Origin of the sequence: Mycobacterium sp. PSTR-4-N (assembly GCF_022348085.1) — a bacterium.
In the GTDB taxonomy this organism is placed as follows: domain Bacteria; phylum Actinomycetota; class Actinomycetes; order Mycobacteriales; family Mycobacteriaceae; genus Mycobacterium.
Genome location: NZ_JAKRFN010000020.1, coordinates 35,580 through 51,530, shown reverse-complemented (window position 1 = coordinate 51,530; position 15,951 = coordinate 35,580). Strand labels below are relative to the sequence as shown.

Annotated in this window: 13 protein-coding genes; 4 read left to right on the top strand and 9 right to left on the bottom strand. The window is 68.2% G+C overall.

Going from position 1 to position 15,951, the window contains the following annotated elements; all coding sequences use genetic code 11:
- Positions 1–94 precede the first annotated feature (94 nt).
- A complete protein-coding gene (locus MHN84_RS22545; protein ID WP_241206741.1) occupies positions 95–670 on the top strand; it encodes a sigma-70 family RNA polymerase sigma factor in 576 nt (191 codons plus the stop codon).
- Here MHN84_RS22545 and MHN84_RS22540 read toward each other — a convergent pair.
- Positions 646–1,572 (bottom strand): DMT family transporter, encoded by a 927-nt coding sequence (locus MHN84_RS22540; RefSeq protein ID WP_241206740.1) that lies wholly within the window; start codon positions 1,570–1,572, stop codon positions 646–648. The two genes, MHN84_RS22545 and MHN84_RS22540, sit on opposite strands and share 25 nt — an antisense overlap.
- A 102-nt stretch (positions 1,573–1,674) precedes the next feature.
- Here MHN84_RS22540 and MHN84_RS22535 point away from each other — a divergent pair, with 102 nt between their 5' ends.
- Positions 1,675–2,013, top strand: a complete 339-nt coding sequence (locus MHN84_RS22535; RefSeq protein WP_241206739.1) for an aminopeptidase — start codon at positions 1,675–1,677, stop codon at positions 2,011–2,013.
- A 7-nt stretch (positions 2,014–2,020) separates the two neighbouring features.
- On the opposite strand, the gene MHN84_RS22530 is transcribed toward MHN84_RS22535, so the two are convergent.
- Together MHN84_RS22530 and MHN84_RS22525 are read right to left on the bottom strand one after the other, a co-directional pair.
- Complete coding sequence (locus MHN84_RS22530; protein WP_241206738.1) at positions 2,021–2,326, bottom strand: hypothetical protein; 306 nt, start codon at positions 2,324–2,326, stop codon at positions 2,021–2,023.
- Between the two features lie 47 nt (positions 2,327–2,373).
- On the bottom strand, positions 2,374–3,162 hold the full coding sequence (locus tag MHN84_RS22525) for a hypothetical protein (RefSeq protein ID WP_241206737.1): 789 nt from the start codon (positions 3,160–3,162) through the stop codon (positions 2,374–2,376).
- A gap of 52 nt (positions 3,163–3,214) precedes the next feature.
- On the opposite strand from MHN84_RS22525, the gene MHN84_RS22520 reads away from it, so the two are divergent.
- Positions 3,215–5,092 (top strand): potassium transporter Kup, encoded by a 1,878-nt coding sequence (locus tag MHN84_RS22520; protein WP_241206736.1) that lies wholly within the window; start codon positions 3,215–3,217, stop codon positions 5,090–5,092.
- Here MHN84_RS22520 and MHN84_RS22515 read toward each other — a convergent pair.
- The 6 genes from MHN84_RS22515 to MHN84_RS22490 are packed head-to-tail and all read right to left on the bottom strand — an operon-like array spanning position 5,075 to position 15,090.
- Positions 5,075–7,447 carry a glycoside hydrolase family 65 protein gene (locus MHN84_RS22515; protein WP_241206817.1) on the bottom strand — a complete coding sequence of 791 codons (2,373 nt, stop codon included), beginning with the start codon at positions 7,445–7,447 and terminating at the stop codon, positions 5,075–5,077. The two genes, MHN84_RS22520 and MHN84_RS22515, sit on opposite strands and share 18 nt — an antisense overlap.
- Positions 7,447–8,151: a beta-phosphoglucomutase family hydrolase gene (locus tag MHN84_RS22510; RefSeq protein ID WP_241206735.1), complete on the bottom strand. Its 705-nt coding sequence runs from the start codon at positions 8,149–8,151 to the stop codon at positions 7,447–7,449. The genes MHN84_RS22515 and MHN84_RS22510 overlap by 1 nt, the downstream gene beginning before the upstream one ends.
- Before the next feature lie 9 nt (positions 8,152–8,160).
- A complete protein-coding gene (locus MHN84_RS22505; RefSeq protein ID WP_241206734.1) occupies positions 8,161–9,693 on the bottom strand; it encodes an NAD-dependent succinate-semialdehyde dehydrogenase in 1,533 nt (510 codons plus the stop codon).
- Positions 9,690–12,578 (bottom strand): FAD-binding and (Fe-S)-binding domain-containing protein, encoded by a 2,889-nt coding sequence (locus MHN84_RS22500; protein WP_241206733.1) that lies wholly within the window; start codon positions 12,576–12,578, stop codon positions 9,690–9,692. The genes MHN84_RS22505 and MHN84_RS22500 overlap by 4 nt, the downstream gene beginning before the upstream one ends.
- Positions 12,575–13,894: an aspartate aminotransferase family protein gene (locus MHN84_RS22495; protein WP_374238408.1), complete on the bottom strand. Its 1,320-nt coding sequence runs from the start codon at positions 13,892–13,894 to the stop codon at positions 12,575–12,577. The genes MHN84_RS22500 and MHN84_RS22495 overlap by 4 nt, the downstream gene beginning before the upstream one ends.
- A 32-nt stretch (positions 13,895–13,926) precedes the next feature.
- Positions 13,927–15,090, bottom strand: a complete 1,164-nt coding sequence (locus MHN84_RS22490; protein WP_241206731.1) for a phosphotransferase — start codon at positions 15,088–15,090, stop codon at positions 13,927–13,929.
- A gap of 157 nt (positions 15,091–15,247) precedes the next feature.
- On the opposite strand from MHN84_RS22490, the gene MHN84_RS22485 reads away from it, so the two are divergent.
- Positions 15,248–15,925, top strand: coding sequence for a GntR family transcriptional regulator (locus MHN84_RS22485; RefSeq protein WP_241206730.1), 678 nt, complete (start codon positions 15,248–15,250; stop codon positions 15,923–15,925).
- Positions 15,926–15,951: the final 26 nt, after the last annotated feature.

Genomic DNA, 15,951 nt, shown 5'->3' with positions numbered 1-15,951 from the left:
TGTCCGCCGTGCGGTTGGGGGTCAGCCGGGCAGACGCGGTGCGTGTCCCGGCGGAAGAGTCGAGGGCAACATCCACGCACGCCGAGGAGCCCCGATGACCGATCGCCGCCAGCTCACCGAACGATTCGAACGCGACGCGGTGCCGCTGCTGCGGCAGCTGCGCGGGCATGCGGTGCGGCTGACCCGCGACCCCGTCAGTGCCGAGGATCTCCTGCAGGAGACGGCTGCCAAGGCGTTCGCGGCATTCGACGGGTTCTGTGAGGGCACCAACCTGGCGGGGTGGCTGTACCGCATCATGGTCAACGCGCACATCAGCGAGCACCGCAAGGCGCAGCGGCGGCCGGCCCTGGAGTTCACCGACGAGTTCTCCGAACGCCAACTGCTGAGCCACCATCGACGCGCGGGCGTCGCGGGCTCCCCCGAAGAACAGGTGCTGGCGCTCATCGGCGACCCGGCGATCGCGGCGGCGATGCATTCCCTGCCCGAGAAGTACCGCACCGCGGTCTACTACGCCGACATCGAGGGCCTGGCGTTCCGCGAGATCGCCACCCGGCTCGACATCCCGATCGGCACCGTGATGTCGCGCCTGCACCGCGGCCGGCTGCGGCTGCGGCTGGCGCTGCGCGACGTCGCGGCCTCCGTCGGCTACTCGGTGCCCGAGGCGGCCTGACCGACAGACCCCGCGGACTCGGCGTCGGCGGGTGCGATCAGTTGTTCCTCGTAGGCACCTTCGTCGCGGCCCAGCGCGATCGTGCCGGCCGCCATCGCCAGCGTCGAGATCGCCAGCGCCACCGCGTCGAGGCGGCCGACGTCCAGGTGCTCGCCGAGCACGACCGCCCCGAGCACGACCGCGATCACCGGCTCCAGCGTCAGCATCGTCGGCACCGACGTCTGCAGGGAGCCGGCGTGGAACGCCGACTGCTGCAGCAGTACCGCGATCACCCCGAGCACCACCAACAGGTAGGGCACCGGTGTGACCAGGACGGCGAGGAATCCCTCGTGGATCAGGACGTGCATGACCAACTTCGTCAACACGGCGACGACGCCGAACAGCACACCCACCGCGACGGCGAGCAGCACCGCGCGCCGCCAGTCGGCACTGCGCAGGGCGACCACGACGCAGGCCATCACCAACACCGTGCACACGACGGCGACGATCGCCGACGTCCCGAGTGACGCCTCGTAGTCACCGGGGCTGGGTTTGGCGAGCACCACGAACACCGCCAGCGCCGCGGTGAGCAGCAGCGCCCACGCCCACTCCGCCCGGGTCACCCGGCGATGCGCCAGACGGGCCGACAGCGGCAGCGCGAACAGCAGTGCCGACACCAGGATCGGCTGCACGAGGAGCAGCGACCCGTTGGCCAGCGCGAGCGCCTGGAACACATAGCCGGCGACCGCCGCCGCGGTTCCCGCCCACCACAGCGGTCTGCGGATCAGCGTCAGCACCATCACCGAGCTGACGCCGTGCTCGGCCGGCACGTCGAGGGTGGCCCGCTGCCGCACCACGATGCCGATGGCCAGAAACACCGCCGCCAACAACGACAGCAGGACGGTCACACCATGGCCGATCACCCGACTAGGACAGCACATCGGAGGGCCTGCTGCCCACCCGGCTCGGCGCGTGCCGGAGATCGATCTTGTTTCAGCTCCGCGGAACTGGGCACTCCCTGCGCCATGAATCTGCGGAGATTGGTCATGCTCGTCGGCGCGGTGGTCTTGCTCGTCGGAGTCATCGCGCTACTCGTGCCGGTGTCGGTGCCCGGGCCGCAGGGTGACATCGGGTGTGGCAACGCGATCGCCTCGGATCTGTCGCAAGCGCGAGACGTCGACGGGCAGAACCCGGCCAACCTGCCCGTCCTGAACGAGCTCATCCCCCACAAGGATTTCGTCGCCGAATGCGAATCGGCGCTGTCGTCGCGGCGCTCCTGGTCCATCCCGGTGGCCGTCGTCGGCCTGGTCGTGCTCGCCGGCTCGTTCTTCGTCGGCGGCCGGACCGGTCGGGTGCGAACGTAGCCGGCTGCTAGCTGGCGCGCTCGCCCTTGACCACCCGCAGCCGGGGCCGCTCCTGCGGCGCCGGCTGCGCCTGCGGTTCCGGTGCGATCCTGTCGGTGACGGTGGCCGCCACGGAGTCGATCCGGTTGACGGCGCGGTCACACAACCCGCGCACCCGATCCCCGGCGGTGTCCACGGCCGTGTCGACGTCGTCGGCCGCGCTGAGCAGGTAGGCCCGCATGTTCAGCCGCCACCGCTCCCCGGCGCGCCGCATTCTGCGCTGGAGCCGGTCGTCCACCTCGACGGTGACATACGGCAGCACTCGAAGCTTCATCTCCCGTGCCTCCCCTGTGTGGATGCCTGGGCCCAGGGTAGCGGGAATCAGCGCGCTGATCTCGCGGCCCTGACGGCCGCTGCGGCCTCCCGGCTCGCGTGCTTGCCGGCCGAGTAGGCGTCTTCTGCGGCGCGCAGCGCCGTTTCGGCTGCGCCGAGCGCCTCTTCGGCGGCGGCGAGGCGGCGCCGCGCGTCCTCGGCGCGCAACCGGGCCGCGGCCAGATCGGACTGCAGCTCCGACAGAGCGGAATCGGCGTCGGCCTGCCGGGCCAGTGCCGCTGTGAGCGCCGGCGACGTCACCGGCCGGGCCGGGGCGGCCCGCGGCACGGGTCGGCCCGGGCCACGCGTGGCCGTCACCGCCGTCGCGACGCCGAAGTCACCGAAGCCCGACCACTGCTCGGCCTTGGTCAGCCGACCCAATCGAGCGAGCACGTCCGGGTCGGCGACCGCGGCTTGCAGGGTGGACACGACATCGTCGCGCATCCCTGGCGACGGCTCGGTGATCCCGGCGGCGGCGAAACCCGCCCGGCTCAGTTCCTCGACGAGGCGGCGCTGCTCGGAGGTCAGGGCGCGGATCGCCTCACCGTCCATCGCCGCGTGCGCATCCCGCAACCGCGCGCGCAGGTCGGCCAATCGTGTTCGCGCGGTGCTCGTGAGCGCCAGCAGGTTCACCACCCACGCCGCGGCGGTGGGTTTACGGCTGCCGCCGATCTGTTTCGCGGCGGAGCCGTCACCGGCACGCTTGGCCGCCGCCGCCAGCTCTTTCCGGCGCGCGGTGAAGTCCTCGGGGCGCGCCGCATAGAGCGCATCGAGTGCGTCTGCCACCGCGTCGGTCACACTGTCCACTATCACCGAGAACACTGGTCGTCATCCACTCCGCCCGGCCATCGTGGTCGGCGCACTCGGTGTGGTGTTCGGCGACATCGGCACCAGCCCGATCTACACACTCGCCACCGTCTTCGACCCCCACGACCCGCACCCGGTGCCGGTGTCCCGCCCACATGTCTACGGCGTGGTGTCGTTGATCTTCTGGTCGGTGATGATGATCGTGACGTTCACCTACGTCACGCTGGTGATGCGCGCCGACAACCACGGTGAGGGCGGCATCATGGCGCTGATCACGCTGGTCAAGAAGTTCTCGAAGCCCCCCGAGTCGGGGGCGAGGCGAGTGTCCGCGGTGCTGGCCGCGCTGGGAGTGTTCGGCGCGGCGCTGTTCTTCGGCGACAGCATGATCACCCCGGCGATCTCGGTGCTCTCGGCGGTCGAGGGTGTCAAGGTGATCGACCCCGGCTTCGCCGACTTCGTGGTGCCGGTGACGGCGGTCATCATCGTGGTCCTGTTCTCCGTGCAGCGGCGTGGCACCGAAACCGTCGGCCGGTTCTTCGGTCCGGTGATGATCGTGTGGTTCGCCGTGATCGGTACGTGCGGCATCCGCGGCATCGCCGCCAACCCCGACATCCTCTGGGCGCTGTCACCGACGCACGCACTGGAGTTCCTGTCCGAGCATTTCCACATCGCGTTCTTCGCGCTCGCGGCGATCGTGCTCGCGGTCACCGGCGCCGAGGCGCTGTACGCCGACATGGGGCACTTCGGCCGCAGAGCCATCACCGTGGGCTGGCTGGGGCTGGTGCTGCCGGCCTGCACGCTGAACTACTTCGGGCAGGGCGCCCTGGTGCTGTCCGACGAACGTGCCGTCGCCGCACCGTTTTTCCTTCTGGTACCCGGGTGGGGTCGCATCCCGATGGTGGTGCTGGCGACCGCGGCCACGGTGATCGCCTCACAGGCGGTGATCACCGGCGCGTTCTCGGTCGCGTCGCAGGCCGCGAAGCTGGGATACCTGCCGCGGCTGCGCATCCACTACACGTCGGCCACCGCGATGGGCCAGGTCTACGTGCCCTGGATCAACGGGATGCTGATGGTGGCGGTGTTGATCCTGGTGTTCGCGTTCCGCAGCTCCTCGGCACTGGCGTACGCGTTCGGGATGGCGGTCACCGGCACGATCACGATCACCACCCTGCTGTTCCTCTACCTCGCCCGGACCCGCGCCGGAGCACCGCTGTGGCTGGTGCTCGGCGGTGGAGCGGTGTTGTTGACCGTCAATCTGATGTTCTTCGCGGCCAACATGACCAAGCTGGTGCACGGCGCGTGGCTGCCGCTGCTGATCGCCGTCGTCGCGTTCGTGGTGATGACGACGTGGCAGCGGGGCCGGGGCATCGTGACCGAGGAACGGCGCCGCGTCGAAGGCCCGATGCAGGAGTTCATCGACGGGCTGGCCACGATGGATCCGCCGCTGGTGAGACTGCCCGGCACGGCGGTCTTCCTGAACAGAGGCGACGACACGGCACCACTGTCCATGCGCGCCAACGTCGAACACAACCACGTGCTGGCGACCCATGTGGTGATCATGACTCTCACCACCGAGCCGGTGCCGCGGGTCCCGGATTCCGAACGGATCACCGTCGACCGGCTCGGCGCGAGTGATCACGGGATCGTGCACGTGGTGGCCCGGTTCGGGTACATGGAACACATCAACGTGCCCAAGGCGCTGAGCCTGGTCGAACCCGAGCAGACCGAAGGCCCGCTCGACCTGGCGCACGCGACCTACTTCTTGTCGAAACTCGAACTGTGCGAGGGACATCGGCGATCGATGGCGCGGTGGCGCACCCGGTTGTTCATCGCCACGTCCTACATCACCTCCGATGCCGCCGCCTACTTCGGGCTGCCACTGGAGCGGACCGTCGTCATCGGCTCACGCCTCGAGGTCTGATTTCTTCAAGTGCCTGCGCATGGGCTCCCGCCCGGGTGGCTGGGTCGGCGTCGGCAACAGCGGGGTGATCGGCTTGACGGACACCGTGGTGGGCGAGTCGGTGTTGATCTCCAGCGGTTCGCCGGCGTGGCTGATGGTCAGGCGATGGTGCGGTCCGTCCCGCAGCGTGTAGGTGACCGACGAGTGGTCGGCTTCGACGGTGACGCGAAAGTTGCGCCAGCGCAAGCGGAACGAGAGTCGCTTGATTCCCGAGGGAAGATGCGGGTTGAGGCTCAGCATGCCTTCGTCGTCGCGCAGCCCGCCGAAGCCGCCGACGAGTGCGGTCCAGCTGCCCGCCAGCGACGCCAGATGGAGCCCGTCGCCGGTGTTGTGGTGCAGGTTGCGCAGATCGATCAACGCGGCCTCGTAGGCGTAGTCGTGCGCGAGCTCGAGATGGCCGACCTCCGCGCACATCACCGCCTGGGTGCACGCCGACAGAGACGAGTCACGAGTGGTGCGCTTCTCGTAGTAGTCGACGTTGCGGGCCTTCTGCTCGAGGGTGAACGCGTGGCTCTGCCACTGCATGGCCAGCACCAGATCCGCCTGCTTGACCACTTGCGACGGGTAGAGGCGTACATACGGTTCGTGCAGCAGCAGGGGGTACTCGGCGTTCGCCGAGAAATCCCACTCCCGCAGCGTCGTGAAGCCCTCGCACTGAGGGTGCACGCCGAGCTCGTCGTCGTACGGGATGTGCACGGCCTCGGCGGCATCTCGCCACGCCGCGGTCTCCTCGTTGTCCACGCCGAGTTCGCGTGCAGCATCGGGGTTTCGGTGGCACGCGTTGGCCGCGATGCGTAGGTTGTTCGCCGCCATCAGGTTGGTGAACACGTTGTCACGCACCACCGCGGTGTACTCGTCGGGGCCGGTGACGCCGTCGATACGCCAGAGCCCGTTGCGGTCGTGATGTCCCAATGACAACCACAGCCGGGCGGTCTCCACGAGAACCGCCAGCCCGCACTCCTTTTCCAGCGAGTCGTCGCCGGTGACCACCCGGTAGCGGTCGAACGCCATCGCGATGTCGGCGTTGACGTGGAATGCGGCGGTACCGGCGGGCCAGTAGGCGGAGCACTCCTCGCCGGCGATGGTGCGCCACGGGAAGCTGGCACCTTTCAGGTCGAGTTCGGCAGCGCGGTCACGGGCCAGATCCAGCGTCGAGGAGCGCCAGCGCAGTGCATCGGCGGCGGCGTGGGGTGCGGTGTAGGTGAGCACCGGCAGCACGAATCCCTCTGTGTCCCAGAAGGCGTGGCCGTCGTAACCGGTGCCGGTGAGGCCCTTGCCTGCGATCGCGCGACGTTCGGCGCGGGCACTGGCCTGTATCACGTGGAACAGCCCGAACCGCACCGCCTGCTGGCAGTCGGCGTCACCGTCGACCTCGACGTCCGCGCTGTCCCAGAAGTCGTCGAGGTACTCGCGCTGGGAGGCGAGCAGACCGTCCCAGCCGGTGTAGCGCGCTCCGGCGATGGCCGCGGCCACCTGATCGCGCAGCGCGGGCCGGGACCTGATGCTCGACCAGCCGTACGCGAGATACTTGACCAGGCGCAGCTTTTCCCCGGGCTGCAGTCCACAGACCACGGTGGTGCGGGCCCAGTCCCCTCCGGCGTCACCGCTGATGTCGACGCGGCCGGGGGCGTCGACGACGTGGTCCATCGCGGCGGCCATCATCAGGTTGCTGGTCCGGGTGCGGTGGATCAGGACCGCACCGTTGTCGCTGACCTCGTGCTGAATCGCCTCGAGCGGCTTCCTCAGCACCGACGCGACCCGCGGATCGTCAGACGGCTCGGGCTGGTCCTCGTTGGCCACCAGCTCGGACTGCAGGGTGACGCGCACCGGATCGTCGACCGCCTCGACGATGTACTCGATCGCGGCCAGCCCACGCTGCGCCAGTGACACCAGCCGCACCGAGGTCACGCGAATGTGCTTACCCGCGGGCGATTTCCACTCGACGTCCCGGGTCAGGGTGCCGGCCCGCATGTCGAGCACCCGCTCGTGGGACAGCAGGTGGCCGTAGCGGACGTCGAACGGTTCGTCCTCGACCAGCAGGCGGATCAGCTTCCCGTTGGTCACGTCGACGATCGACTGACCGTCCTCGGGATAGCCGAACCCGGCTTCGGCGTAGGGCAGTGGCCGTGTCTCGTAGAACCCGTTGAGGTAGGTGCCGGGCAGCCCGAAGGGTTCGCCCTCGTCGAGGTTGCCGCGTAAGCCGATGTGGCCGTTGGACAGGGCGAAGATCGACTCGGTCTGCGGCAGCAGGTCGAACACGAGCTGGGTTTCGCGGATCTGCCACGGCTCGACCGGGAAGGCCTCGTCGGTGATCATCATCGGTCGAGCAGCTCCTCGAGGTCGGTGACCACCGTGTCGGCGCCGTGCTCGCGCAGTTCGTCGGCCTGCCCCACCCGGTCGACGCCGATGACGACGCCGAAGTGTCCGGCGCGGCCCGCGGCCACCCCCGACTGGGCGTCCTCGAACACCGCGGCCTCGGCCGGTGAGACGCCGAGCAGCTCGGCGGCCCGCAGGAAGCTGTCGGGTGCGGGCTTGCCGGGCAGATGTTCCTCCCGCAGTGTCACACCGTCGACGCGCACCTCGACGTACTGCGCCAGGCCGGTGATCTGCAGGACCTGCTCGGTGTTGGCGCTCGAGGACACCACGGCGCGGCGCAACCCGGCCTCGGCGACGGCCTGCAGGTACCGCCGCGAGCCGTCGAACACCTCGACCCCGTCCTTCTCCAGCGTCTGCTGGAAGGCGGTGTTCTTCTTGTCGCCGAGCGCGCGCACGCAGTCGTCGTCCACGTCGATGTGTCGGCTCTGCAGGAACGAGCGCACCCCGTCCCCACGCGGTTTGCCGTCGACGTAGTCGTCGTAATCGGAGCCCGCGTCGAACGGGGTGAAGTCGTCGCCGTCGCGCTGCCGGAGGAACTCGTCGAACATCGCCTTCCATGCCCGCTTGTGCACGCTGGCGGTGTCGGTGAGCACGCCGTCGAGATCGAACAGGCAGGCACGGATCTGATCGGGTAAGCCGAACACCCTCCCTTTCTACCCAGACGGACGATTTTCCACGCCGCCCGTGGCCGGCACGGCGGTACGCATATCCGCCCTACCCCGGCGCCGGGGGACCGACAGGTACTTGTACTCGAGGAATTCGTCGATCCCCACCTTGCCGCCCTCGCGTCCCAGGCCGGACTGCTTGACACCTCCGAAGGGTGCGGCAGGGTTGGACACCACTCCGGTGTTGACGCCGACCATGCCGACGTCGAGACGTTCGCTCAGGTCGAAGGCGCGATCGATGTCCTGGGTGAACACGTATCCGACGAGACCCCAGTCGGTGTCGTTGGCCCGGGCGATCACGTCGTCCTCGTCATCGAACGGGATGACGGGTGCGACCGGACCGAACACCTCTGTGGTCATCAGTTCGGAATCGGGTGGCACGTTCGCGAGCACGGTGGGTGGATAGAAGTATCCCGGACCGTCGGGAAGGTGACCCCCGGTCAAGGCGGTGGCACCGCGGGCGAGCGCGTCGTCGACGAGGTGCTGGACTTTGGCCCGGCCCCCGGCGTCGATGAGCGGCCCGACGTCGGTGTCGTCCTCGAGGCCGTTGCCCACGTGCAGTTCGGCCATCCTCGCTGCGAGTCGCGCGCCGAATTCCTCGGCGAGAGAACGGTGGACGTACAAGCGGTTCGCCGCGGTGCACGCCTCCCCCATGTTGCGCATCTTGGCCGCCATCGCGCCGTCCACCGCGGTGTCGATGTCGGCGTCGGCGCAGACGATGAACGGTGCGTTGCCGCCCAGTTCCATCGACGATCGCATCACCGTGTCGGCGGCCTGGCGCAACAGGACCTTGCCGACCCCGGTGGACCCGGTGAAGCTGATCTTGCGGGCTTTTCCGCTGCTCATCCAGCGCTGCACCACCGCCGCTGCATCGGTGGTGGTGACGACGTTGAGCACCCCCTCGGGCAGACCGCTCTGCTGCAGGATCGCCGCCAGAGCCAACGAGGTCAACGGAGTCTGCGGCGCAGGTTTGAGGACCATCGTGCAGCCGGCGGCCACGGCGGGCGCGATCTTTCGGGTGCCCATCGCCAGCGGGAAGTTCCATGGCGTGATGAGCAGACACGGTCCCACCGGTTCCCGCGTGACGATGATGCGGTTCGCACCGTCGCCGGTGGTGGTGTGGTCGCCGGAGATCCGGACTGCTTCTTCGGAGAACCACCGCAGGAACTCTGCGGCGTAGGCCACCTCGCCTCTGGCCTCCGCGAGTGGCTTACCCATCTCGCAGGTCATCACCTCGGCCAGCCAGTCCTGCCTGGACATCACCAGATCGTATGCGCGCTCTAGGATTTCGCTGCGGACGCGCGGGGCGGTGCGAGCCCATGCGCCCTGCGCCGCGACTGCGGCCTCCAGCGCCGCGTCAGCGTCCCCGGGCCCGGCGTCGGCAACGCTGGCCAACAGCTCTCCGGTGGCGGGGTTCTCCACCTCGAACACCGCCCCGTCGCTCGCGGCGCGCCATTCCCCACCGATCAGAAGCCCGGTGGGTATCCCCGCGAGACCAGGGTTCAGCGTGGTCGACGTCATCGTTGGTTCTCCAATGTCGGGTCGAGGATTTGAGCGAGGTGCAGGGAGCTGCGGGTGGTCGGAGCGTTCGCCAACTGCCTGGCCTGCATGTGGCAGCTGAAGCCGTCGGTGAGCACCACCGCGTCGGGGTCGGCGCGCAGCGCCGGAGCCAGAGCCAGTTCGGCGACCGCCATGCTGACGTCGTAGTGCCGGCGCTCGAAGCCGAAATTGCCTGCCACCCCGCAACATCCGGTTGCCTCACGTACCGTGTCGACGCCGACAGCGGCAAGAGCGCGGCGCTGGGTGGCCGCGCCGAACACTGCGTATTCGTGACAGTGGGTCTGCAGGGTGACAGCTTCGGGCAGAACCGGTTTCGGCGTCCAGCCGCTCTCGCTCTGCGCAGTGATCTGCTCGGCGAAACTGCGGATACGCCGCGACACCCGTTGGGCGGCATCACCGGGGACGAGTTCAGGGAGGTCCTTGCGCAGCGCGGCCGCACAGCTCGGCTCGGTGACGACGATCGGCCGGTCGGTGCGGTCGTCGAGGGCGGCCGCGGTGCGCGTCAGGCGTTTCCGGGCGTGGCGCAGTTGTCCGGTGGAGATCCAGGTGAGGCCACAGCACACGTCGGTGCGCACCTCGGCACGGTGGCCGGCGTCCTCGATGACCCGACGCGCCGCTCCGGCGACCTCGGGGCGAAACCCCTTGGTGAACGAATCCACCAGCAGGACCACGTCGGCGGAGCCGCCACTCGGCGCGCCGACGTGGGCGAGCAGCTCGCGGCGAGACGCGAAGGTGGGTAGCGGTCTCTGCGCGGTCAGGCCGCCGAGGCGCAGCGCCGGCGATCGCAGCGGGCCGGCCAGGACGGCGTTGACGGCGGGGGCCGTCCGCGATGTGATGGCCAACCACCGCGGTAGCCACCCCAGCGAGTAGTGCGACATCGGGCGGATACGTCCGCGGTAGTGGTGGTCGAGGAATTCCGCCTTGTAGGTGGCCATGTCGACACCGGTCGGGCAGTCGGTGGAGCAGGCTTTGCAGGACAGGCACAGGTCCAGCACGTCGCGGACGTCGGTGGAGGCCCAACCCTGCTCCGTCGTGCGGGCGCCGCGCACCATGTCCTGCAGAACGCGGGCGCGTGCCCGCGTCGAGTCCTTCTCGTCGCCGGTGGCCCGGTAGCTCGGGCACATCACGCCGCCGCTGTGCGAGCGGCACCTGCCCACCCCGATGCAGCGCTGGACGGCCTCGGCGAACGGGCTGGAACCTGGCTCGGCGGAGTCCTCGAGGGTGAAGGTCGTCTGCCAGGGCAGTGCCGGGATGCCGGCCAGTGCGAGCTGCTCGGTGACCGGTTCGGGCGCCACGATCATGCCGGGGTTGAGGATGTTCGTCGGGTCGAACAGATCCTTGAATCCGGCGAACGCCTCCATCATCGTCGGCGAGTACATTTCGGGCAGCAGCTGCGAGCGGGCGCGTCCGTCGCCGTGTTCGCCTGAGAGCGTGCCGCCGTGTTCGACCACCAAGCGGGCTGCGGCGGTGAGGAATTGCGCCATCACCTCCCGCCCTACCGGGGTGCGTTGATCGAACGTGATGCGGATGTGCATGCAGCCGGCGCCGAAGTGGCCGTACATCACGCCGATCAGCCCGTGTCGTTGGAGCAGGAGCCGGAAATCGGCGAGGTAGTCCGCGAGGTTCTCCGGGGCGACGGCGGAGTCCTCCCAGCCGGGCCACGAGGTCACGGTGGTGCCGTCGGCCAGTTGCAGTCGAGACGACAAGCCGGCGCCGTCCTCTCGGACGCGCCACAACGTCGCACGTTCGGCGGGATCGCGCACTTCACGGGACTGCCGAGCGCGTCCGTTGACATGGAGTTCGGCAGCGAGGCGCTTCGCGTATTCGGCGACGGTTTGGTCGTCGTCACCGTCGAGATCGATGTAGAGCCAGGCGCGGCCGGCGGGCAATGCGGCGACGGAAGCGTCGCCGCGCCGCGCTCTCATCGTGGCGACGATCTGTTCGTCGATGCCTTCGATCGCCGCCGGCGAGTACTTCAGGATCGTGGTGACGTCACGGGCGGCGTCGACGATGTCGTCGTAGGCGACGATGAGCAGCAGCGCCGAGGGCGGCACGTCGACCAGGGTGACCGTGGCGCCGACCACGACGGCGCACGCACCCTCGCTTCCCACCAGTGCACGCGCGACGTCGAAGCCGTTCTCCGGCAACAGATGAGCGAGATGGAATCCCGACACCTGCCGGGGGATGCGACCCAGTTCCAGCCGGAATTGAGCCATGTACCGGGCTGCCAGGGTGCGCAGGTCGGCGGAGAGGGCACTGGCTCGCTCAGCGGCGAGGGTGTCCGCCGGATCGGTGGCATGCAACCCGGCGCGGGTGGCCGTCACGCGGGTGCCGTCGGCGAGCACCAGGTCCAACGACACCACGTGGTCGCCGGTACGCCCGTAGCGGACCGAGTGGTTTCCGCAGGCGTCGTTCCCGATCGAGCCCCCCACGGTGGCGCGGTTACGGCTGGACGGGTCCGGTGCGAACGTCAACCGGTTGGAGGTGCTCTGCTGCACGGCCGCCGCCAACTGCGCCACGACGACGCCGGGCTCGACGACGGCGGTTCTGGTGGCGGCGTCGATGTTCACGACACGGTTCATGTGACGCGACAGATCCAAGACGACTCCGCGGCCGACGGCGTTGCCAGCCATCGACGTGCCGCCACCGCGCGCCACCAGCGGGACGCCGAGTTCCGCACAGAGTCCGACGGTCTCGCTGACCTCCGCCGCGTCACGGGGAAAGACGACGGCCGACGGCACCACCCGATAGTTCGAGGCGTCATAGCTGTACTCGGCCAGGCGCCTGCTGCTGGTGTCGACCTCGACGGAACGGGCGGTCAGCCGCTGTACGAGCGTGGAGGTCAATGCAGTTCCTCGGCGAGCACCGCCGCAAGATTCTCCAGCAGACGGTCGGCGTCGGACATCGAGAACGGCAGTGGCGGGCGGACTTTGAGGACACTACCGCGCGGTCCCGACGCCGAGATCAGCACGCGGCGCCGGCGCATGTGGTTGACCACACGCAACGTCGCGTCTCCGTCGGGGGTGTGGGACTCACGGTCGGCGACGATGTCCACCCCCACGAACAGGCCGGCTCCGCGGACCTCGGCGATCTGCTCGTAGGCGGCAGCCATGGTCGCGATCTCGGCTGCGATGTAGTCGCCCACCGTGTCGGCGTTGTGCATCAACTCTTCGTCGTTGATCACGTCCAACACCGCCTGCGCCGCCGCGATCGACACGGAGTTGCCGCCGAAGGTGTTGAAATACCGGATGTTACGGCCGAACTCCACGAGCAGTTCGGGCCGGAAGGCGGCGGCGGCGATGGGAATGCCGTTGCCCATCGGTTTACCGGTGGTCACGATGTCGGGGGTGAGGCCATGTCGCTGGAAGCCCCACCAGTGCCGGCCCGTGCGGCCGAAGCCGGGTTGCACCTCATCGGCGATGAACAACGCGCCGGCGCTGTGGATCTCCTCGATGACGGGCTGCAGGAAGCCCGCGGGGTCGGCATAGATCCCGTCGGAGGAGAAGATCATGTCGGCGATGAAGGCCGCCACACCGAACCCGTGGCGCTCCAGATCCGCGATCGCCTCGCGCACCTCGCTGCGCATCTGCGCGACCAGATTCTCATTCCCGCCACGGCGCAGGCGATCCGGTGCGCTGACGGTGCGCACGTGCGGTCCGAGGGGGACGCCGACGCCCAGGGACGGTGAGAAGGCCGACACGTCCGAGGTGAGTCCGTGGTAGGCGCCGGACGTGACGATGATGCCCTGGTTCCCGGTGTGATACCGGGCCACCCGCATCGCGAGATCGTTGGCTTCAGAACCGGTGCAGGTGTACATGACGTGCCCGATCGCGGCGGGCATGGTGGCCAGGAACTGCTCGCTGTATTCCAGTATCGACTGCTGGATGTAGCGGGTGTTGGTGTTCAGCGTCGACAGCTGCCGGTGGATCGCGTCGACGACATAGGGGTGGCAGTGCCCGACGCTGGCCACGTTGTTGTAGACGTCGAGATAGTCGGTGCCGTCGGCGTCGAAGAGCAGCGTCCCTTCCCCGCGCACGATCTCCACGGGGTCTTCGTAGAACAACCGGTAGCCCGGCCCGAGGAGACGATCCCGGGCCTGCACCTGGTCGCGGGTGCGCGAGGGAAGCTCGTCGATGCGCGACCTGTCGAACCCGTTCACCATCGGCTCGGATGCTCGCGGCGTGAACGCCTCTCTCATCGTCGGTGTGCTCCTGTCTGGGTCGGCGACGCGGCGGTGGTCGATAGCAGTTCCTGCACGGTGGGTGTGGCCATCGACAGCGCAGATCGCAGTCTGCTCCAATCTCGTGCCGAATGGGACAACCCGTAGTCACGGCTGCGCGGATCCACCGCCGCGCGCCAGCCGAAGATCAAGGCGCGCAGCAGAAGCCGCGCGGGTCCAGCGATCGCCAGCAGCGCCACGTCACGCTCGGACATCGGTCGGACCGCACGGTAGCCCCGGACGATCTCGAGCGCACTGTCCCAGGGCCGCCGATCGTCGATGCCGATGTGATTGGCGACCGCAACGGCCAACTCGAACACCACGGGACTGCGTACGACATCACCGAAATCGATGACGCCGACCACGAATTCGTCTGCCGTGGGGTCGACGACCACGTTGAAAGGGCTGAAATCACCGTGGATCATCTGCGTCGCGAGGGTGCCGAGCCGGGGTGCGACCAGAGCATCGAATTGATCGAAGATCCAGGACGCCATCGTCACATCGTCGCGGTCGTTGACCAGCTCCAGTAGCGGCCGCATGTGCATGAAGTTCTTCAGATCCCAGATCAGCGAACGTGATTCACCGGGATGACGGAAGTTGATCAAGCCCGTGTCGAGACGCGCCAGCGTGGCACCGACTTGCTGGAACTGGGTCGTGCTCGGAGTGACCGACGAGAGAAGTGCGCCATCGAGATAGCTCATGACCCGCATGATGCGCGTCCTCCCGCCCGGATCGATCACGCTGGATTCGACTTGGCCGTGCACTCCGCGGATCAATCGCTGGGCGCGAATGGGAGGACGACTCTTCTCCAGGTGCAGCATGACCGCGGACTGCAGATTGACGATCTGGGCGGTCTCGGTCGCTGGAGCGATCTTGACCAGAAACCGTCCGACGTCGGCGTCCAGCCGGAACGTGTCGTCCTTCTCGGTGGGGATACGGATCAGCTCACCGGCGAGCTGATACTGGCGCTGCAGTTCGGCGTCGACTCGATGCTCCGGGAAGCGCTGCTCCGTGGACTCACCGAGCGCACTCTCCCGTGCGATGCGATCCAGTGCCGCTGAGCCCTTGATCACGTTCACATCCCGCGCAGGCGCCCGCACCGGGGCGACGAGGGCCCCGTCGTCGAAAGCGTCCGTCATTGGAATCCTGTTCTCCTGCCGAAGGGGCCCGCAGTCTCCGAGCGCACTGGGGTCTGTGGCTGAACTGTAGAACATTAGAGCAGGCTGAGTCCAGCCGCCCAGCGTGCTGCGCCGACGAGCGATCGGAACGGCTGTTCAACAGTTGTACGCTGAAGCCATGTCCATCGCCGAACGGATTCAGATCGTCGGGCGCAGTAGTGCGCAGCAGATCGCCGATGGATTGATGGACATGATCCTCGAAGGCGAACTCAAACCCGGTGAGCGCATCCGGGAAGCCGTGGTCGCCGACGCCCTGGGCATCTCGCGCAACACCGTGCGAGAAGCCGTGCGACTCCTGCAGGGCACCGGGCTGGTGCGCTACACCTTCAACCGCGGCCTGGTGGTGTGGGACCCCTCCGATGAGGAGGTTCTCGACATCTACCGCGCTCGTCTGCACTTGGAGACCGCGGCCGCGGCGTCACTGGGACCCGAGACGGATCTCGAGCCGTTGCTCAACGCCATGGAGGCGCTGAAAAGTGCCATGACGACCCACGATCCGCGCATCATCGTGGAGAAGGATCTGGACATCCACCGCGCCATCGTCGGTCTCATGAACAGTCCGCGGCTCGACAAGTTCTACTCCGAATTACTCGGCGATCTCCGCTATTTCCTGCTGGTTCTCTCGTTGGATCACCACGAGTACGAGACCGGATCCGGACTCGAAGACGAGCACCAGCGCATCGTGGCGGCCTTCACCTCCCGGGATCCCGTCGCAGCTCGCGACACGATCGCCGAGATCATCACCGAGAACCGTGACGAAGTTCGCAAGATCCTCGCCGCCCGCAGTGCGGGCTGAACCGGACTCGCGTCGGTAGTCGCCGC